This window comes from Anaerorhabdus sp., from assembly GCF_036637135.1.
GTDB lineage: Bacteria > Bacillota_I > Bacilli_A > Erysipelotrichales > Erysipelotrichaceae > Anaerorhabdus.
This window is the reverse complement of record NZ_JAVWNC010000021.1, coordinates 1-15128: the sequence shown is the minus strand read 5'-3', so window position 1 is coordinate 15128 and position 15128 is coordinate 1. Positions and strand designations below refer to the sequence as shown.

The window sequence follows — 15128 nt, the reverse complement described above, 5'->3', positions numbered from 1 at the left end:
CCTATTTTATATTCTTAACATCTAAATAATCTCTTAATCCATCTCCTAGTAAATTAAATCCCAATACCATTAAACTGATACAAACACCAACTGAAATTGCTTCCCATGGCGCAGTTGAAATATTAGCTTGAGCTTCACTTAACATTTGTCCCCAGCTTGGATTTGGTGGTTGTATACCTAGACCTAAGTAGCTTAATGATGCTTCTGTAAGAATTGCACTTGCAACACCCATTGTAGCCATTACAATAATTGGAGATACAATATTGGGTAACACATGAACCAAAGCGATTCTTATTTTATTTACACCCACAATGTTTGCCCATTGGATGTATTCTCTATTTTTAATCTCAAGCACATTTGTTCTTACGATACGAATGAATGAAGGCATTGTAATAAAACAAATCGCAATGACTGTATTAATAAAACCTTTACCTAGAACTGCGATGATCATAAGCGCAAATAATATACCCGGTATTGAACGAATGACATCCGAGAACTTAGTGATGACCGTATCAATGAACCCTCCTGCGAGTCCACTAATCAACCCCAATGTACCACCTATAAATAAACTAATGGATACTGAACAAATACTTGTACCAAAAGCGAGATGTCCTGCATACATAATTCTAGAAAAAATATCTCTACCTAGTTTATCTGTACCTAACCAATGTTCAAAGCTTGGTTTTAATGAAGCATAAATAACCTCAATGCTGTTTGGAGAATATGGTGTATAAAATATACCTACAATCGCTAAAATAAGTAAGATCGAAGTGATTACAAATCCAATTAGAAAATATGGATTTTTAAACATAGCTTTTTTCAACATTACTTACCTCCTTCTACTGTCATTCTTGGATCTATTGCAACGTACAATATATCTAAGATCATAAAGATGATGACAACTACAAATGTGATATATAGTGAAATACCTTGTACTAATGGCAAATCTCTACTCTTGATTGCGACATGCAATAAACTACCAATACCTGGTATGGAGAAAACAGATTCTATTACAATGGCTCCTCCTAAAATACTAGATACAGTTAAACCTATAATTGTGATTACACGAACAAGTGTATTTGGTAATACATGTCGGTATAAAATTCCATTGTTACTAATTCCTTTATTCTTTGCAGTTTTTACATAATCCATACTCATTTCCTCAAGTACAGATGTTCTTGTATATCGAGCAACTGTCGCAATAGAACCTATCGCAATTGCAACTGATGGTAAAACCAGTCCTTTTAAGAACGGTAATATTCCTTCAGTAATTGGTACAAAGCTAATTACATTGAACCATTTCAATTGGATTGAAAAAATCAGTATTAAAACAATAGCTAAGAAAAATGATGGAATTGATGTTCCAAGTTGAGTAAGCATATTGAATATAAACCCACTTGTTTTCTTGGAATTCTTTGCAATTAAAATACCGACTGGTATTCCTATGCACACGATTAAAACCATGGAGAACATAGCTAAGCTAAATGTATTGATTAGTCGGCTTCCAATCAATTCATTTACCGGCACATTAAATCGTATCGATGTTCCTAAATCACCTCTAAAGATACCCATTATCCAGATAAAATATCTCTCAATACCTGATTTATCCAACCCATATTGAAGACGAAGGGAAGCCTCTAATGCTGGATCAGAGACTTCCCCTAGTTTCGCAAGTATTGGATCACCTGGTATTATTTCAAACATAAGGTAAATAATTAGTGAAACTAGAAACATCGTTAATAATGCCTGTAATATTTTTTTAATAATTTTATTCATTTACTCTATTGATATGAAACATTCTTTAAATCAATATAGCCGATAGGATATGTTTGATATCCTGTAATATTCTTATCAATAACAACGTTGATTGATGGATCCATAATGAATACTGATACCGCATTCTTCGTTAAGTTTTCTTGAGCTTGTTTGTATAAATCTGCTCTGTCATTCACATCTTTAGTTTGTGTTGCCTTAACCATTAAAGCATCAAAATCTTTATCACTATAATTTACGAAGTTTCTATTATAGTCAGTACGATAACGCGCAATGATTGGATGTGGATCAATCTTCCCTGTAAATCCAATTACTGTTGATTCGTATTTTTCATTTTTATAAATATCTTCTAACCAACTATTCCATTCAATTGTTTCAATATTCACTGTAATACCTGCTTGAGCAAGTTGTTGTTGAATAATAGTTGCTGTATCAACATGTAGTGTATATTCACTTGGAACTGTAATTGTAAATGTTAAATTTTCTTCTCCAACACTTTTCAATAATTCTTTAGCTTTTTCAACATCGTGTGGATAATAGTTTTTAAGTTGATCATTATAATAGAATTCCATTACTGGTGAAAAGTTTGTATCAAGCTGTTGTGAACCTGGAGATAAAGCACTAATAATTTCTTCTTTATTAATTGCATAATTGATTGCTTGTCTTACTTCTACTTTACTAAATGGTTCAAATTCATGATTTAATGCCATCAATTGAACCATGTTTTGTGGTGCATTAATTACATTAAAATTACTAGACATTGCATTTGCATTTGCGATTGGCATTGACATAATTTGAATTTCGCCATTTTCCATCGCTAGTTGCCCTGCATTCGCATCAGCGAAAATTTTAAATTCTACTTCTTCAAGTTTTGGTAATCCTTCTTGATAGAAATTTTCATTCTTCATCATTTTGATTCCAATACCTGCTGTATATGAATCAAATTTATATGGTCCTGCACCTACTGGATTTGTAGCTTGTGTTGCGCCACTATTAACAGGAATAATTGCATTTAAACATTTTGATAAAAAGGATGCATCTTCTGAATTTAAGTTGAATACAACCGTTGTATCATCCGGTGTTTCAACACTTGCGATTAGTGCTGATAAATCCGCTGATAATGGTTCTGTTTGATCATCTGTTTTACCAATTAAACGATCATAACTATACTTCACGTCTTTAGATGTCATCTTACTACCATCATGAAATATTACGTCATCTCTTAATGTAAATGTGTATGTTTTTAAATCATCACTTACAATATATTCAGTGCATAATTCTGGTACAATTTCACCACTTGGTAACGTATTTACTAAACCAGTAAAAATATTGAACATAACTTCTTGTGTACCTGTAGCACTTGCCTTGTGTGGATCTAGTGAATCAAAGTCTTGACTAATTCCTACCACAACTTTGTTGCTAGGAGTTTGTGCTTCTGGTGTACTTGTATTACCCGAAGTACTTGGTTGTGCTGAACATGCTACTAATAAGAAGCATGCAACAATTAATAATAATTTCTTCATCTTCATTCCCTCTCATATCCTTTTTGTGTTGCGGGTTTATTCTAGCATTGAGAAATGTTAAGTACATCAATTTCACGTAAAGTAAATGTTAAGTACGCAGCTTAATTGTTAAATTATTTTACACAAGAAAAGGATTGCCCTTACAAGTGCAATCCTTTTCTTTTTATTTATTCGATAATGGAACAATAACTTGTTCAATTAAATCCAATCGATCTTTGCATCTAGGTTTAAAATATCCTGTTATTACTACAATCATATTTTCTTTTTTATTTACATATACTACATTTCCACCATCACCAAGTGCTGCATATCCATCTTTTACAAGCCACCACAAATATCCATAGTCCAAGTTTTTACTTTTCCAAGTGCTCTGTTTAGATGTACTTTGCCTAACCCACTCAGCAGATACAATTTGTTGATTATGATACTGACCATGATTTAAATATAACTCTGCAATCTTCACTAAATCGCGAGCAGATAAAGATAATCCCCAGCCACAAGTATTAACTCCCATCTCATCACTTACCCAAACACTTATGGTTTTCGTTTTGTAATAAGTCATTTGTGATTCCTTATCTTTAAATACAATTGATTTTTCCACATGAATATCCAAAGGATTAAACAAATTCTCTCTCGCATAATCCAACACTGACTTACCCGTAACTTTCGTAAGTATTCCAGTCAGAATATCTGGTCCCACAATCGGTGTATATCTGAAATTACCTATTGGTTTTTTACCACCTAAATAATCTAATGCACTTTTTACCCAATCTGTATTACTAAAGTGTTTTGTGTAAGGAGCGAAAATATACTTATAAGGTGCAGTCATTGTAAGTAAATGTCTTATCGTAATTTGTTGAATTGTTTTTTCTCCTTTTTTAACTTCATACTCAGGAAAATAATCCAATACTTTGTCATCTACACTCTTAATATATCCTTGATCAATCGCAATACCAATACATATTGATACTATACTTTTTGTCATCGAAAATAAATGTGAAGCCGTATCTTGATTTGATTCATCAAAATATTCTTCATAAATTACCTTGTCTTTTTTCTTGATTATAATACCTGCAGTATTATCATAATCTTTTTGTATAAGCCCTCTTAATTCATCTAAATTTTGTATCATTTAATTCCTCCTCTATTGTTTGGAAGGATATCCTTAATTGAATGATAAGTTCATTAAAAATTGATTGCAAGAACTTTTTTAACTTTCGTGATAAATGAAAAAAAAGAAGTCTATTCTTCAAAAACAGACCTCTCTTCATAATTTTATTCTGCGAATAAACCTTTTCTAATTAACAATTCAAACTCATCTTCAGGTAATGGCTTACTAAATAAAAATCCTTGTGCATACTTACAGTCAATCCCCAATAAGAACTCCATTTGTTCCTTAGTTTCAACTCCCTCACAAATAACTTCTACATTCAAATCAGTCGCAATTTGAACAACTCTATGAATAATATTGCGTACTTTTTCTTCTTTATCACTTTCATCTAAAAGTCCTTTGTCTATCTTTAATATATCCACTGAAATTTGATGAAGTAGATGTAATGAAGAATAACCTGACCCAAAATCATCGATTGATATTAATAATCCAAGGTTTTTGATTTTCTTGATAATTTCATTGGAGATAGTTTCTTGACCAAATAATGTTTCCGTAATCTCCAGTTCAATATATCCTGGTGGAATATTGTATTTGATAATCGTATTTTGTAAACGTTCAATATAATTACTCTTTAAGAAATGTGTACGGGATTGATTTACAGATATAATCGTTGGTTCTTGTCCTTCATCTATCCACTTACGAATTAGTTTACAAGCTTGTTCTAGAACAAAGAAATCAATTTCAGTAATTAATCCACTTTGCTCAATTATAGGTAAAAATTCTGCAGGATTCAAAAAACCTAATTTGCTATGATTCCATCGAATGAGTCCTTCAGCACCAACAATCTTCTTCGCAGCCATATCTACTTTAGGTTGATAGTATACAATGAACTCTCCTTGAGCTAGTCCAGATTCAACATGTTCACGTATCTCTTTTTCTCTAAGTATATTATTTTGTAATGTTTGATCCATATATACAATCGGTTGGTCAATCGTACAATTATTTCGTGCAATTCCTGCATGATCAATCGCATGGAGTAACGCTGAATCTTGTTGTTGAACAAATCCTACACCGATGTAGGCATGGAATTGAAGCAACAAATTATCAATCTTATATGAACCTATCATACCTATTATCGCATTCAATGTTGCATGTAGATCTTCATTATTCTTATAACTTAGTAACATGAGAAAATGATCCGCATCACCATGAGCTACAACCGTTTGATCATTACTAAATCGATTGATAATGTTACCTAATCCTTCTAAAACTTTGTCTCCAACCTGACGACCATAGTCTTCATTAATACTAGAGAATTTGGCCAAATCAATTGCAATAACCGCAAAATTTTCTTTTGTATTTTTAGCCAACAATGCCTTTCCGTGGTACAAAAATCCATTTATATTCCAAAGGTTTGTAAGTTTATCCACATAAGCAAGATCATAAATGTTCTTTGCATGTCTTCTATTGATCAATGCGATATACACTAAAATACCAACGATAATCGCAAAGATAATCATACTAACCATAAAAAATGCCATAGGATGTTGCCTAAAATAATTTGAAAGTGTCATAGGTGTTTGTTGAAACATCGTATGTCTTGAAAGAATATCATTTAATGATTGCCTACTTATTGTATTTATTTTTTTGTCTAAAATTGAAAATAAGCGTGCATCTACTGTTTGTGATACTCCTATTGAAAATTGTTGTTCTTCATCATTTATAAAACTTGCGCGCAGATTTGAATATGTTGCTAATCCTTTTTCCGCTGAATAGACATTAACTAATGCAAAATCAGCTTCTCCATTAGCTACCGCTTTGATTGCTGCACCAGTCGATTTAACAGGTACTTGTATTGCGTTTGGATAATGGGATTGAACATAGTCCGCTTCAGTTAATCCACCCTCAACAATCGCAATCGACTGAACATCCTTCTCATTTAGATTTGCATGTTGTCGAGAAATCATACTGTAATTTGTCTTTAAGTATGGTGAAGTAATCCGCATTCTATATTGTTCTGCTAAATTATAATCACTTTCAAATAAACATGAGATATCCGCTCTTCCATCGCGCAACATTTCATAACTTTCTGATAGTGAGTCTGCTGTAATATATTCAACTTCTATGTTCAAATCTGACATTAAATATTCCAAAATATCAGCAGAAATACCTTTAAACTCATTATCCTCCCAATAAGATATAGGAGAAACATCTGGTCGAATTACTGCACGAATTGTTGGGTTTGTTTCCAAATATTCTTTCTCTTCACGAGAAAGTTCAAAGCTGTTACCCGTGTCATCACGATAATATTCTTGATAAAGATTATATCGAAATGCTGGATTATTCATCTCTATCGCTTCTAAAGCCATGTTCACTTCTTGAAGCAATTCACTGTTACCTTCCTTAACGATTGCATAAAAAGGAGAAGGTGCAAATTGCGCAATTATTGATTCATTATTCAGTTTACGCAAGCTGCTTGTCAGAACTGCATCCACTTCACCTGCTTGTAAACTATTCTCTAATTCTTCTTGTGTATCATACATAACCGAAGTATAGGTAAATCCTTTTTCTTCAGCAAATTCACTTAACCGTGCATTTCTACTATTCCCTTGAAGTAAACCAATTCGAATTCCATTAAATTGCGGATAATCATTTCTACGGAATGTCGTATTATCAGAAGAAACAGTCAGTTGAGCATAGCTTGTCCCCATAGAAGTAGAAGAAAAATCAAATATTTCATCTCTTGCCTCACTATATTGTGCGGATGTTAATAGATCAATTTCCCCATTTGCAAGCATCTCTTGACACTCTTCCCACGTACCATCAACATATTCAAACTCCCAGTCGGTGTACTTAGCCATTTCGTGAAGATATTCGTATCCATAACCTCCACGTTGATTATGCTCATCTGTTTCATGGTAACCTTCAAACGCAAAAAAGCCAACGCGGATTACCCTGTTGGAATCTACTATCTCGGCATAACTAGGGAATGATGAAGCGCAAAGAATTGTAACACTCAAAAAGAACGCTATACACCATTTTCTATAAGATTTAAAACAAAACTTCTTCTTGTACCCATAAATATATTTCATCATATTTATTTCCCCTTACAAAAATTCGCTTTCACAAAATAATTATTTTCAACTACATTACAAAAAAACTTGGATTAATTACACCTATTTTATCACAAGCAATCCATAAACGACATACCTTTATTTATATTCTTTCTATCTTCCCAATAAGAAAACGCCCTTCGGCGCTTACTTATTTCTATAATCCGTGATTATTTTTCTGATTGCTTGAGCATTTTTTGCAATTTCTTCTTTTGTCCCTTTGCTTAATAGTCCTCCAAAACCGCAAATGTCTACTCCATTTTCTAACCATTCATCCAAATTAGATAGTGTTATACCACCACTTGCAAGAATTGGCATATTGGGAAGGGGTGTTTTAAATACTTTGCATAGTTTTGGACCATAGAAATCAGATATTGGAAATGCTTTAATAAATGCTGCACCCATTGTTAATCCATTTACTGCTTCAGTTAATGAAGTACATCCAGGGGCATACGGTATTTGATAACGATTGCAAATCTTTGCAACTCCTTCATCGTAATTTGGAGCAATGATGAACTGCGCTCCTTTTAGAATAGCGTGCCTAGCTGTTTCACTATCCAATATGGTTCCGGCACCCACACAAATATCGTCACCAAACTTTGATGAAATTGCTTCTATAACATCTCCAGCATTGTTCAATGTATAACTGATCTCTAATACATCAATTCCACCCGTTAAACAACCTTCTGCGATTTCTAAGCCTCTCTCAATTGTTTGTACTCTCACAATTGCCAAAGCACCAGTGTTGTGCATTCGCATTGTAGTTCTTGCTTTTAACATTTTAGATTACCAAGTTGTGGTAGTATTCAACCACTTCTTTTACTTTTGCAATTTGTTCATCATTTAATGGAGATACAGGATATCTTGCAGGTCCGACATTACAATCTTCACCATCAAAACTTACACTCATCTTCATGATTGCAGGTGTTGTCGCAAGTTTCAAAACTGCACGATATGGTTCAATTGAATCTTGATACTTCGTTGCCATTTCCATATTACCTTCTTTAAAGTTATTATAGATACCCAAAATTTCTTTAGTAATACAATTACTAGTACCTGCAACAGCTCCGCAAGCCCCCATGGATAACCCCTTAAGAATTGTGGAATCCGATCCAATCAAAACACTAACATCAGTTCCTTTTACAGCATCCAAATATCCTTGTAGATTATCTAATTTACCACTACTGTCTTTAATCGCTTTTATGTTAGGAAGATGAACTAAACGTTTTAATACTTCTGCCGATAAATTCATACCCGTACATTTTGGTATATTATAAATAATAATTGGTAATTCTACATTTTCTGCAATCATTTTGTAATGATTATAAATTTCTTCATCACTTGGAATTAAGAAATAAGGTGTAACAACTGAAACTGCATCTGCACCCAGTTCTTTCATTTTCTTTGAAAGTTCTATCGTGTGCTTAGTACTATTGCATCCTGTTCCAACATAGACAGGTATACGATGATTTGTTTCTTCAATCACTACTTTTGCAAATTCAATTTTTTCTTCATCACTAAGCACATGAAACTCACCATTAGTTCCCAACGGAAATAACCCATGAATTCCTCTATCAATTAAACGATTAACTAGAGTACGCGTTGCATCAAAATCAATCTCTTGTGTTCCTTCTTTAAAGGGAGTTACGATTGGCGTAATAATTCCTTCAATTTTCATTTTACTTTTCCTCCTTTTGTATTTCTCTTATACTTTGGCCAAGACTTCCTCCTGGATGCCATTTAACATAATCATTTAAATCTAATTTTTTATTTTCTTGTAATAAAATACTCAATGATTGAAGCACAAGTATTTCCGATAATATCGAAGCTCGTGGAGCCTTATTTAATGGACCTCCTTCTTGAGTAACATGTGCTACTAAACAAACTTCGGAATGCTTTGACAACCAAGAGTTTTCATTTCCAGTGCAGCTAATGACATGTGCTCCATTTCTAATTAGTGTTTCTACTGTTGCTTTTAACTCACTTGTTTCACCACTATTTGAAATTGCAATAACAACATCACCAGGCTTTACTTGTCCACTTGATCCATGAACTGCCTCAGTACCATGGAGTTCATAAGCGGATGTACCTGTACTTGATAAGAGTGAAGCAATATATCCAGCAACGTGTCCTGGTTTACCAATACCAGTAACATGTAATCGACCACCTTGTTTTTCGCTATCAAGTATAATTGATGCAGCCTTAATCAAGTTTTCTTTATTTATATTCTCAATATTTTCTTCAACTTCTTGTTTAATAGTTGAAAGAAATAATTCTAATTCTGTCATACCATTTCTTTCCTTTCAATTCTTTCATATTCTTTTTCATAACTCTTTAATGACTCTGTTATACAATTGATATCAATTGCTGAAACCATGATTTGAATGTAATTACTAAATTTTTCTAACAGACTAATTTTACCAATAATTCCAAAATACTTATCGTGTTGCATACATAACTGTTGAATTTTTGATATTTCTTCAATTAATTTGATTTCATCTTTATTATCAGGAATTCCTAAAGAAATGGATAAATCAGCTGGACCTACTATAATTGCATCAATCCCATTCATACTTATTATTTCTTTTGCATTTTCTAAACCTTTGCATGTTTCGATTTGAGCAATAGTAAGTGTTTTTGAATTCATATTCTTCATATTTGTTTCATGATTTCCACTCGGAGCATAATATGTATTGGCCCCTCCTGCATATCCACGTTTACCAATTGGTGGATACTTTGACCACTCAACTAATGTCTTTGCTTGTTCAACTGTTTCTACCATTGGCACCATAACCGCAGTTGCCCCTGCATCTAATGCTCTCGATATGTATCCTTTTGTACACTCAGGTACTCTAACAAATATATCTATATCATTTGGTTTAGCGATTAAACTCATGGTATGTATTTCATTGAAGCTAAACATTCCATGTTCCATATCATAAAATAGAAAATTCATTCCTGCATTTTTAGCTAACAATACCATCGCTGGATTATTAATAATTTTCATAAAACAACCATGGTACGAATTTTTATTTCCATTTATTTTCTTTTCCATAGTATCCTCTATTTATAAAATAAGAACAGGGAGCTTTCCCTGTTCTTAAGTAAACTAATTAATGAACGAATATTTTGATTACGTTATATAAACCAGTACCAATAATGTTGTAATCAATATTAGGGAAACTTGCTCCTAAAATTCCAAGTTGCGCGAATGCAGGATATAGTAATAATGGTAGAACAACTAATCCAATACCTACAATGAAGGATCCAACTAGAGCACCTTTCCATCCTCCATAAGCATTACCGAATACCCCACAAGTTCCTCCTGAGAAGAAACAGATACCTGCTGCTGGAATCATAATAACTGAACTCTTGAATAAAATCATCATTAACATTCCAAACAATCCACCTAAGAATGAACCAACGAAACCAATAACTACTGCTGTTGGAGCAAATGGGAAGATTGCAGGGCAGTCAACTGCTGGTTTTGAGTTAGGAATATACTTTTCAGAAATTGCAACGAATGCTGCTGTGATTTCTGCAATAAATTGACGAACCCCATAAATCAATACGCTCATACCTGCTGCAAATTGTAAACCTTGTAATAATGGATATACAAACCATAAATCATTTCCTGACATTGTTTGAACTACTTCCATATTTCCTGTAGCTACACAAGCAAATACAGCGATATAGAATAAGACAACCATGAAGATTGCGATTGAGAAAATAAAGTCACGGAATAATGAGAAGAAACCAGGTAAATTAACATTACTAGCATCACCTTTTTCTTTATTTGATGATTTGAATAATTTTCCGATGTAGCCTGATAATGCATAACCGAAACAGTTGAAGTGACCAATTGCTAACTTGTCATCACCTGTAATTTTATTCATAAATGGTTGACACAATGTTGGTAAAGCTGCACCACAGAAACCTAAGATGATACCTCCACCAATTACTGTAACTACTGTTGGTAAATCAAATGCAATAAATACTAATGCTAATACACATGCAAAGTATAAGAAGTGTTGACCTGTTAAGAAGATTGCCTTAAACGGTGTGAATTTTGCAAACAATAAGTTCGCTGCAAATCCTACTAATAGTACTAACGCTACTTCAGTACCGTAAGTATCAAGAGCCATTGCTGTTGCAACTTCTACTTGTGTTGTAACTCCATCAATACCAAACCCTGTATTAAATAATGTAGTAAAGTTTGCTACGATCGTACCTAGGAAACTTGAACCAATATTGAAGATCATGAATCCCATAATTGTTTTTGCTGTTCCTGATATTACATCTACAGCAGATTTTCTTTGTAATAATAATCCTACTAACGCAATAATACCAACAATGAGTGCTGTATTACGCGTTTGCCCTAATATCGCATCTAACATCTTTCTATCCTCCTATTTATTTATTGTTTTGTTGCTAGAAATTCATTTAATTTCTTTTTAATTTCTTCTTTATCCATGATGTTTCTTACCCCAATTACATATGGTGCTTTATCAGCAATTTCATGTGCTACATCTTCCATTGTAATTACAACATCACCATTGAAACCTATTAATGAATCTAAGTTCCCATGTTCAACTTTTAAATCCATTTTTTCTTCGCTAATTACTTGATCCACTTTAATCTTTAGTAACATACTTGATCCCATACCTGCACGGCATGCAACTAATCCTTTGTACATATTAAGCTCCTTTCACTTAAATAGCATTAATGTAATTCATAACTTCTTCTGGACTTTTTGCATTGTCTAGGAAGTCATAAAACTCTTGTTGTTCTAGTAAACCTGCAAGATCGCTTAACGCCTCTAGATGTGCGTTATTATCTACAGCAGATAGTGTGAAGATATATTTGACTGGGTCATTATCTTCATTTCCAAATTCAATTGGAGTAGCTAGTGTAGCAATTCCAATTGCACCAGCGATTACACCATCTTCTGGTCTTGAATGAGCTAACGCTACATGTTTTGTTAAAACGAAATAAGGTCCGATTTCATGCACTGCACGAATAATCCCGTCGACATAAGATTCTTTTATCTTTCCCTGTTCTACTAATGGTGTAGCTGCTTTACGTATAGCATCTTCCCAATCAGTCGCTTCAACATTGAGTGTTATTAACTCTTGGCTGATCATGTTCTTGAGCATTGTTTAACTCACCCCTTACCTTTACAACTACAGTTTATATTTACCAAACATTTTTAACAATCTTTATTGAGTTCAACATTTGTTTGTAATTTGTACAAAAAATAAACTACCTAATTTCTAGATAGTTTATTTGCTTCATATTTAATTATATAATCACTAACTTCCAAATTTGTTTTGGCACCATCTAAGCACCTAAAGAATTCTTCATCATTAAATAAATCAACTAAGATACTCAATGCAGTTAAATGTGTTTTATTATCTAATGCTGTTAAAAAGAAAATATATTTGATCGGATCTAAATCTTTATTACCAAAGACAATGGGTTCCTTTAAAACTGAAATAGCTAATCCTATTTTTAATGCACCAAACATTGATTTAACATGTGGCAATGCAATATTAGTTGTGACTACATAATAAGGACCATTAATCTTTGTTGAATTTACAACCTCATCAATATATGTTTCTGTCGCATAGCCATAGTCAATTAAGGATTGACCACTTTTACGAATTGCATCTTCCCAGTCTTCTGCTTCAAGTTGAATATTCATCAATTTAGGATCAGCCATTTGTGACAACATTAACCCTTCATCTGATCCAATCTTTTGCTCATTATTTGAAAAATAAGCTATTAAATCATTCGCTAATCCTAATTCATTATTAATAACTCCATGTTTCTTTACAAGTGATATTACTTTTTCAATATCTGGAATATTACTAAATGTGGTTTTTAATTTCATACATACTTCTCTTACTACTTGATATCTTTCTTGCATATTCATAACTGGTCTAACATATACCACTGGTTTATCATGGAGCATACTTTCATCTAAGTATGTAGTTGAAAAAATAATATCAAAGTCGCTTTCCACAATCATTAGATTTGAGCTTTCTAGTGGTTTGAGAAAATGAATCTCTGGAAATAGATTGGATAGTTCTGAGTAAAGAATTGCAGAACTTCCCAATCCATTACTACATACAATTAATCCTGTTTTTTGACTATTTGTTTTGACAATTTCTCTATCAGCATAAATAGCACCAAAGTGCATTGTTAAATAAGCTACTTCATCGTCCGGTATTTCATGACAAAATAACGCTTCTAATGGTTTAACAGTTTCTAATACCAGCTTGTATAATTTATCATGCTCTTCCTTTACTTTATCCTTTAATGGATTAACAATCGGCAAATGATAAAGCAAGCGATAATATGTAGGTCTCAAGTGACAATATAATTTTCTAAAAATATCTTCTGTATTTTTGTATTGCACTCCACTTAATATTTCAAATCGATACATTAATCGATCTACCATATTCGCAATCGTTAAACAATCATCTGTATCTTCTTCTAGATTACCAATTGATAATCCCAATATCCACGCTGTTAAATAAATTTTTTCTTGCTCCGATATATAATTTGCTTGCTTATAATTCTTAATTAAGTCATCTACAAAATTATATTCTTTCGTATTCTTCATCACTTCTAAATTTGTATCGTCTTTCATTATTGACACAAAATCTGTTGAAATATCAATATCTGGATTATTCGCAAGTCGAGTTTTTAAGAATATTAAAATATATATGAACTCCGCAATCCTATCTTCTACAAATTCAATTCGATGTTGATTAGAGAGTTCTTGTATAACTAATTTTGAATATTGGAATATATCTAGATTATTATCATTAATAAATAAATCAAATAGTTTTCCATTATTATCTATTGATAGTGTATTAATAACTTCAAGCATCATAAAACGACGTATATCAATTTCATTACCACGTAAAAAATAGCCAATTGATCGATCATATTGAATTTCTATATCATAATCATGACATGACTTCTCTAAATCTTTTAGTTCATTTAAGACAGTAGATTTTGATACTTTTAAACTATCAATGAAATGATTAAGTGATATATATGGAATACCTATAAACATATAAAGGTACATATATAATTGACGTTCTTTGGAAGATAAAAAATACTCACTTTCATTGTCTTCATTCATGAGTGTAATCAATTTATTCCTAATATCTTCTGTAATTGTGATGGAACCTTTAGACACCTCAAGTTTTCTATCCACTAGTTCTTGATTAATTTTATCTAAGCGATAGTAAATTTGACGACGGGTAGATGATGTTTGTGTCTCAATCTCTTTAAGAGTTAGAAATGAACTCTTACTTAGTAGACCGATTAATGCATGTACCTTATTATCCATATTATCCCCTACCTTCTATTATTATACGTTAATTCAAAGTTAAATTCTTCTACAATCTTATCGTACTTGCTTTCATTTTATTTACAAGTTTAAATTTTGTACATGCATTAAACACTTCTTACACCCATGCTGAAAAGCCCAATGATTTCTCATTGAGCTAGTATCTAATATCCAATTTACTGATTACATATTTTCTTTAACTTGTTTCATAATTTCAGTAGAAGTTAGACCATACTTTTCAA

General features: G+C 32.5%; 13 protein-coding genes. All 13 read right to left on the bottom strand.

What is annotated here, in order from left to right:
- Window position 1 precedes the first annotated feature (1 nt).
- Window positions 2–826, bottom strand: a complete 825-nt coding sequence (locus RR643_RS05570; RefSeq protein WP_332469996.1) for an ABC transporter permease — start codon at window positions 824–826, stop codon at window positions 2–4.
- The gene (locus RR643_RS05565) at window positions 826–1776 is read right to left on the bottom strand and encodes an ABC transporter permease (protein ID WP_332469997.1); all 951 of its coding nucleotides are present in this window, start codon (window positions 1774–1776) and stop codon (window positions 826–828) included. Before RR643_RS05565 ends, RR643_RS05570 begins: the two co-directional genes overlap by 1 nt.
- 5 nt (window positions 1777–1781) lie before the next feature.
- The gene (locus tag RR643_RS05560; RefSeq protein ID WP_332482620.1) at window positions 1782–3296 is read right to left on the bottom strand and encodes an ABC transporter substrate-binding protein; all 1515 of its coding nucleotides are present in this window, start codon (window positions 3294–3296) and stop codon (window positions 1782–1784) included.
- A 163-nt stretch (window positions 3297–3459) separates the two neighbouring features.
- On the bottom strand, window positions 3460–4428 hold the full coding sequence (locus tag RR643_RS05555) for a serine hydrolase domain-containing protein (protein WP_332482619.1): 969 nt from the start codon (window positions 4426–4428) through the stop codon (window positions 3460–3462).
- 143 nt (window positions 4429–4571) lie between these two features.
- Entirely contained in the window at window positions 4572–7502 is a 2931-nt protein-coding gene (locus RR643_RS05550; protein ID WP_332482618.1) for an EAL domain-containing protein, read from the bottom strand.
- Window positions 7503–7667: 165 nt separating this feature from the next.
- Window positions 7668–8300, bottom strand: a complete 633-nt coding sequence (locus tag RR643_RS05545) for a ketohydroxyglutarate aldolase (protein WP_332482617.1) — start codon at window positions 8298–8300, stop codon at window positions 7668–7670.
- A gap of 1 nt (window position 8301) precedes the next feature.
- Window positions 8302–9198, bottom strand: a complete 897-nt coding sequence (dapA, locus tag RR643_RS05540) for a 4-hydroxy-tetrahydrodipicolinate synthase (protein WP_332482616.1) — start codon at window positions 9196–9198, stop codon at window positions 8302–8304.
- A 1-nt stretch (window position 9199) separates the two neighbouring features.
- On the bottom strand, window positions 9200–9808 hold the full coding sequence (locus RR643_RS05535; protein ID WP_332482615.1) for an SIS domain-containing protein: 609 nt from the start codon (window positions 9806–9808) through the stop codon (window positions 9200–9202).
- Entirely contained in the window at window positions 9805–10575 is a 771-nt protein-coding gene (locus RR643_RS05530; protein ID WP_332482614.1) for an HpcH/HpaI aldolase family protein, read from the bottom strand. The genes RR643_RS05535 and RR643_RS05530 overlap by 4 nt, the downstream gene beginning before the upstream one ends.
- A 58-nt stretch (window positions 10576–10633) precedes the next feature.
- Window positions 10634–11917 (bottom strand): PTS ascorbate transporter subunit IIC, encoded by a 1284-nt coding sequence (locus RR643_RS05525; protein WP_332482613.1) that lies wholly within the window; start codon window positions 11915–11917, stop codon window positions 10634–10636.
- Between the two features lie 20 nt (window positions 11918–11937).
- Window positions 11938–12216 carry a PTS sugar transporter subunit IIB gene (locus RR643_RS05520; protein WP_332482612.1) on the bottom strand — a complete coding sequence of 93 codons (279 nt, stop codon included), beginning with the start codon at window positions 12214–12216 and terminating at the stop codon, window positions 11938–11940.
- Window positions 12217–12232: 16 nt separating this feature from the next.
- Window positions 12233–12676: a PTS sugar transporter subunit IIA gene (locus RR643_RS05515; RefSeq protein WP_332482611.1), complete on the bottom strand. Its 444-nt coding sequence runs from the start codon at window positions 12674–12676 to the stop codon at window positions 12233–12235.
- Between the two features lie 110 nt (window positions 12677–12786).
- Window positions 12787–14886 (bottom strand): BglG family transcription antiterminator, encoded by a 2100-nt coding sequence (locus tag RR643_RS05510; protein ID WP_332482610.1) that lies wholly within the window; start codon window positions 14884–14886, stop codon window positions 12787–12789.
- Between the last annotated feature and the right edge of the window lie 242 nt (window positions 14887–15128).

Excerpts from the sequence above, each read along its gene's own strand:
- RR643_RS05555 (WP_332482619.1), bottom strand. The coding sequence starts at position 4,428 with ATGATACAAAATTTAGATGAATTAAGAGGGCTTATACAAAAAGATTAT.
- RR643_RS05535 (WP_332482615.1), bottom strand. The coding sequence starts at position 9,808 with ATGACAGAATTAGAATTATTTCTTTCAACTATTAAACAAGAAGTTGAA.
- RR643_RS05560 (WP_332482620.1), bottom strand. The coding sequence starts at position 3,296 with ATGAAGAAATTATTATTAATTGTTGCATGCTTCTTATTAGTAGCATGT.
- RR643_RS05520 (WP_332482612.1), bottom strand. The coding sequence starts at position 12,216 with ATGTACAAAGGATTAGTTGCATGCCGTGCAGGTATGGGATCAAGTATG.
- RR643_RS05530 (WP_332482614.1), bottom strand. The coding sequence starts at position 10,575 with ATGGAAAAGAAAATAAATGGAAATAAAAATTCGTACCATGGTTGTTTT.
- RR643_RS05570 (WP_332469996.1), bottom strand. The coding sequence starts at position 826 with ATGTTGAAAAAAGCTATGTTTAAAAATCCATATTTTCTAATTGGATTT.
- RR643_RS05565 (WP_332469997.1), bottom strand. The coding sequence starts at position 1,776 with ATGAATAAAATTATTAAAAAAATATTACAGGCATTATTAACGATGTTT.
- dapA (WP_332482616.1), bottom strand. The coding sequence starts at position 9,198 with ATGAAAATTGAAGGAATTATTACGCCAATCGTAACTCCCTTTAAAGAA.
- RR643_RS05510 (WP_332482610.1), bottom strand. The coding sequence starts at position 14,886 with ATGGATAATAAGGTACATGCATTAATCGGTCTACTAAGTAAGAGTTCA.
- RR643_RS05545 (WP_332482617.1), bottom strand. The coding sequence starts at position 8,300 with ATGTTAAAAGCAAGAACTACAATGCGAATGCACAACACTGGTGCTTTG.
- RR643_RS05525 (WP_332482613.1), bottom strand. The coding sequence starts at position 11,917 with ATGTTAGATGCGATATTAGGGCAAACGCGTAATACAGCACTCATTGTT.
- RR643_RS05550 (WP_332482618.1), bottom strand. The coding sequence starts at position 7,502 with ATGATGAAATATATTTATGGGTACAAGAAGAAGTTTTGTTTTAAATCT.
- RR643_RS05515 (WP_332482611.1), bottom strand. The coding sequence starts at position 12,676 with ATGCTCAAGAACATGATCAGCCAAGAGTTAATAACACTCAATGTTGAA.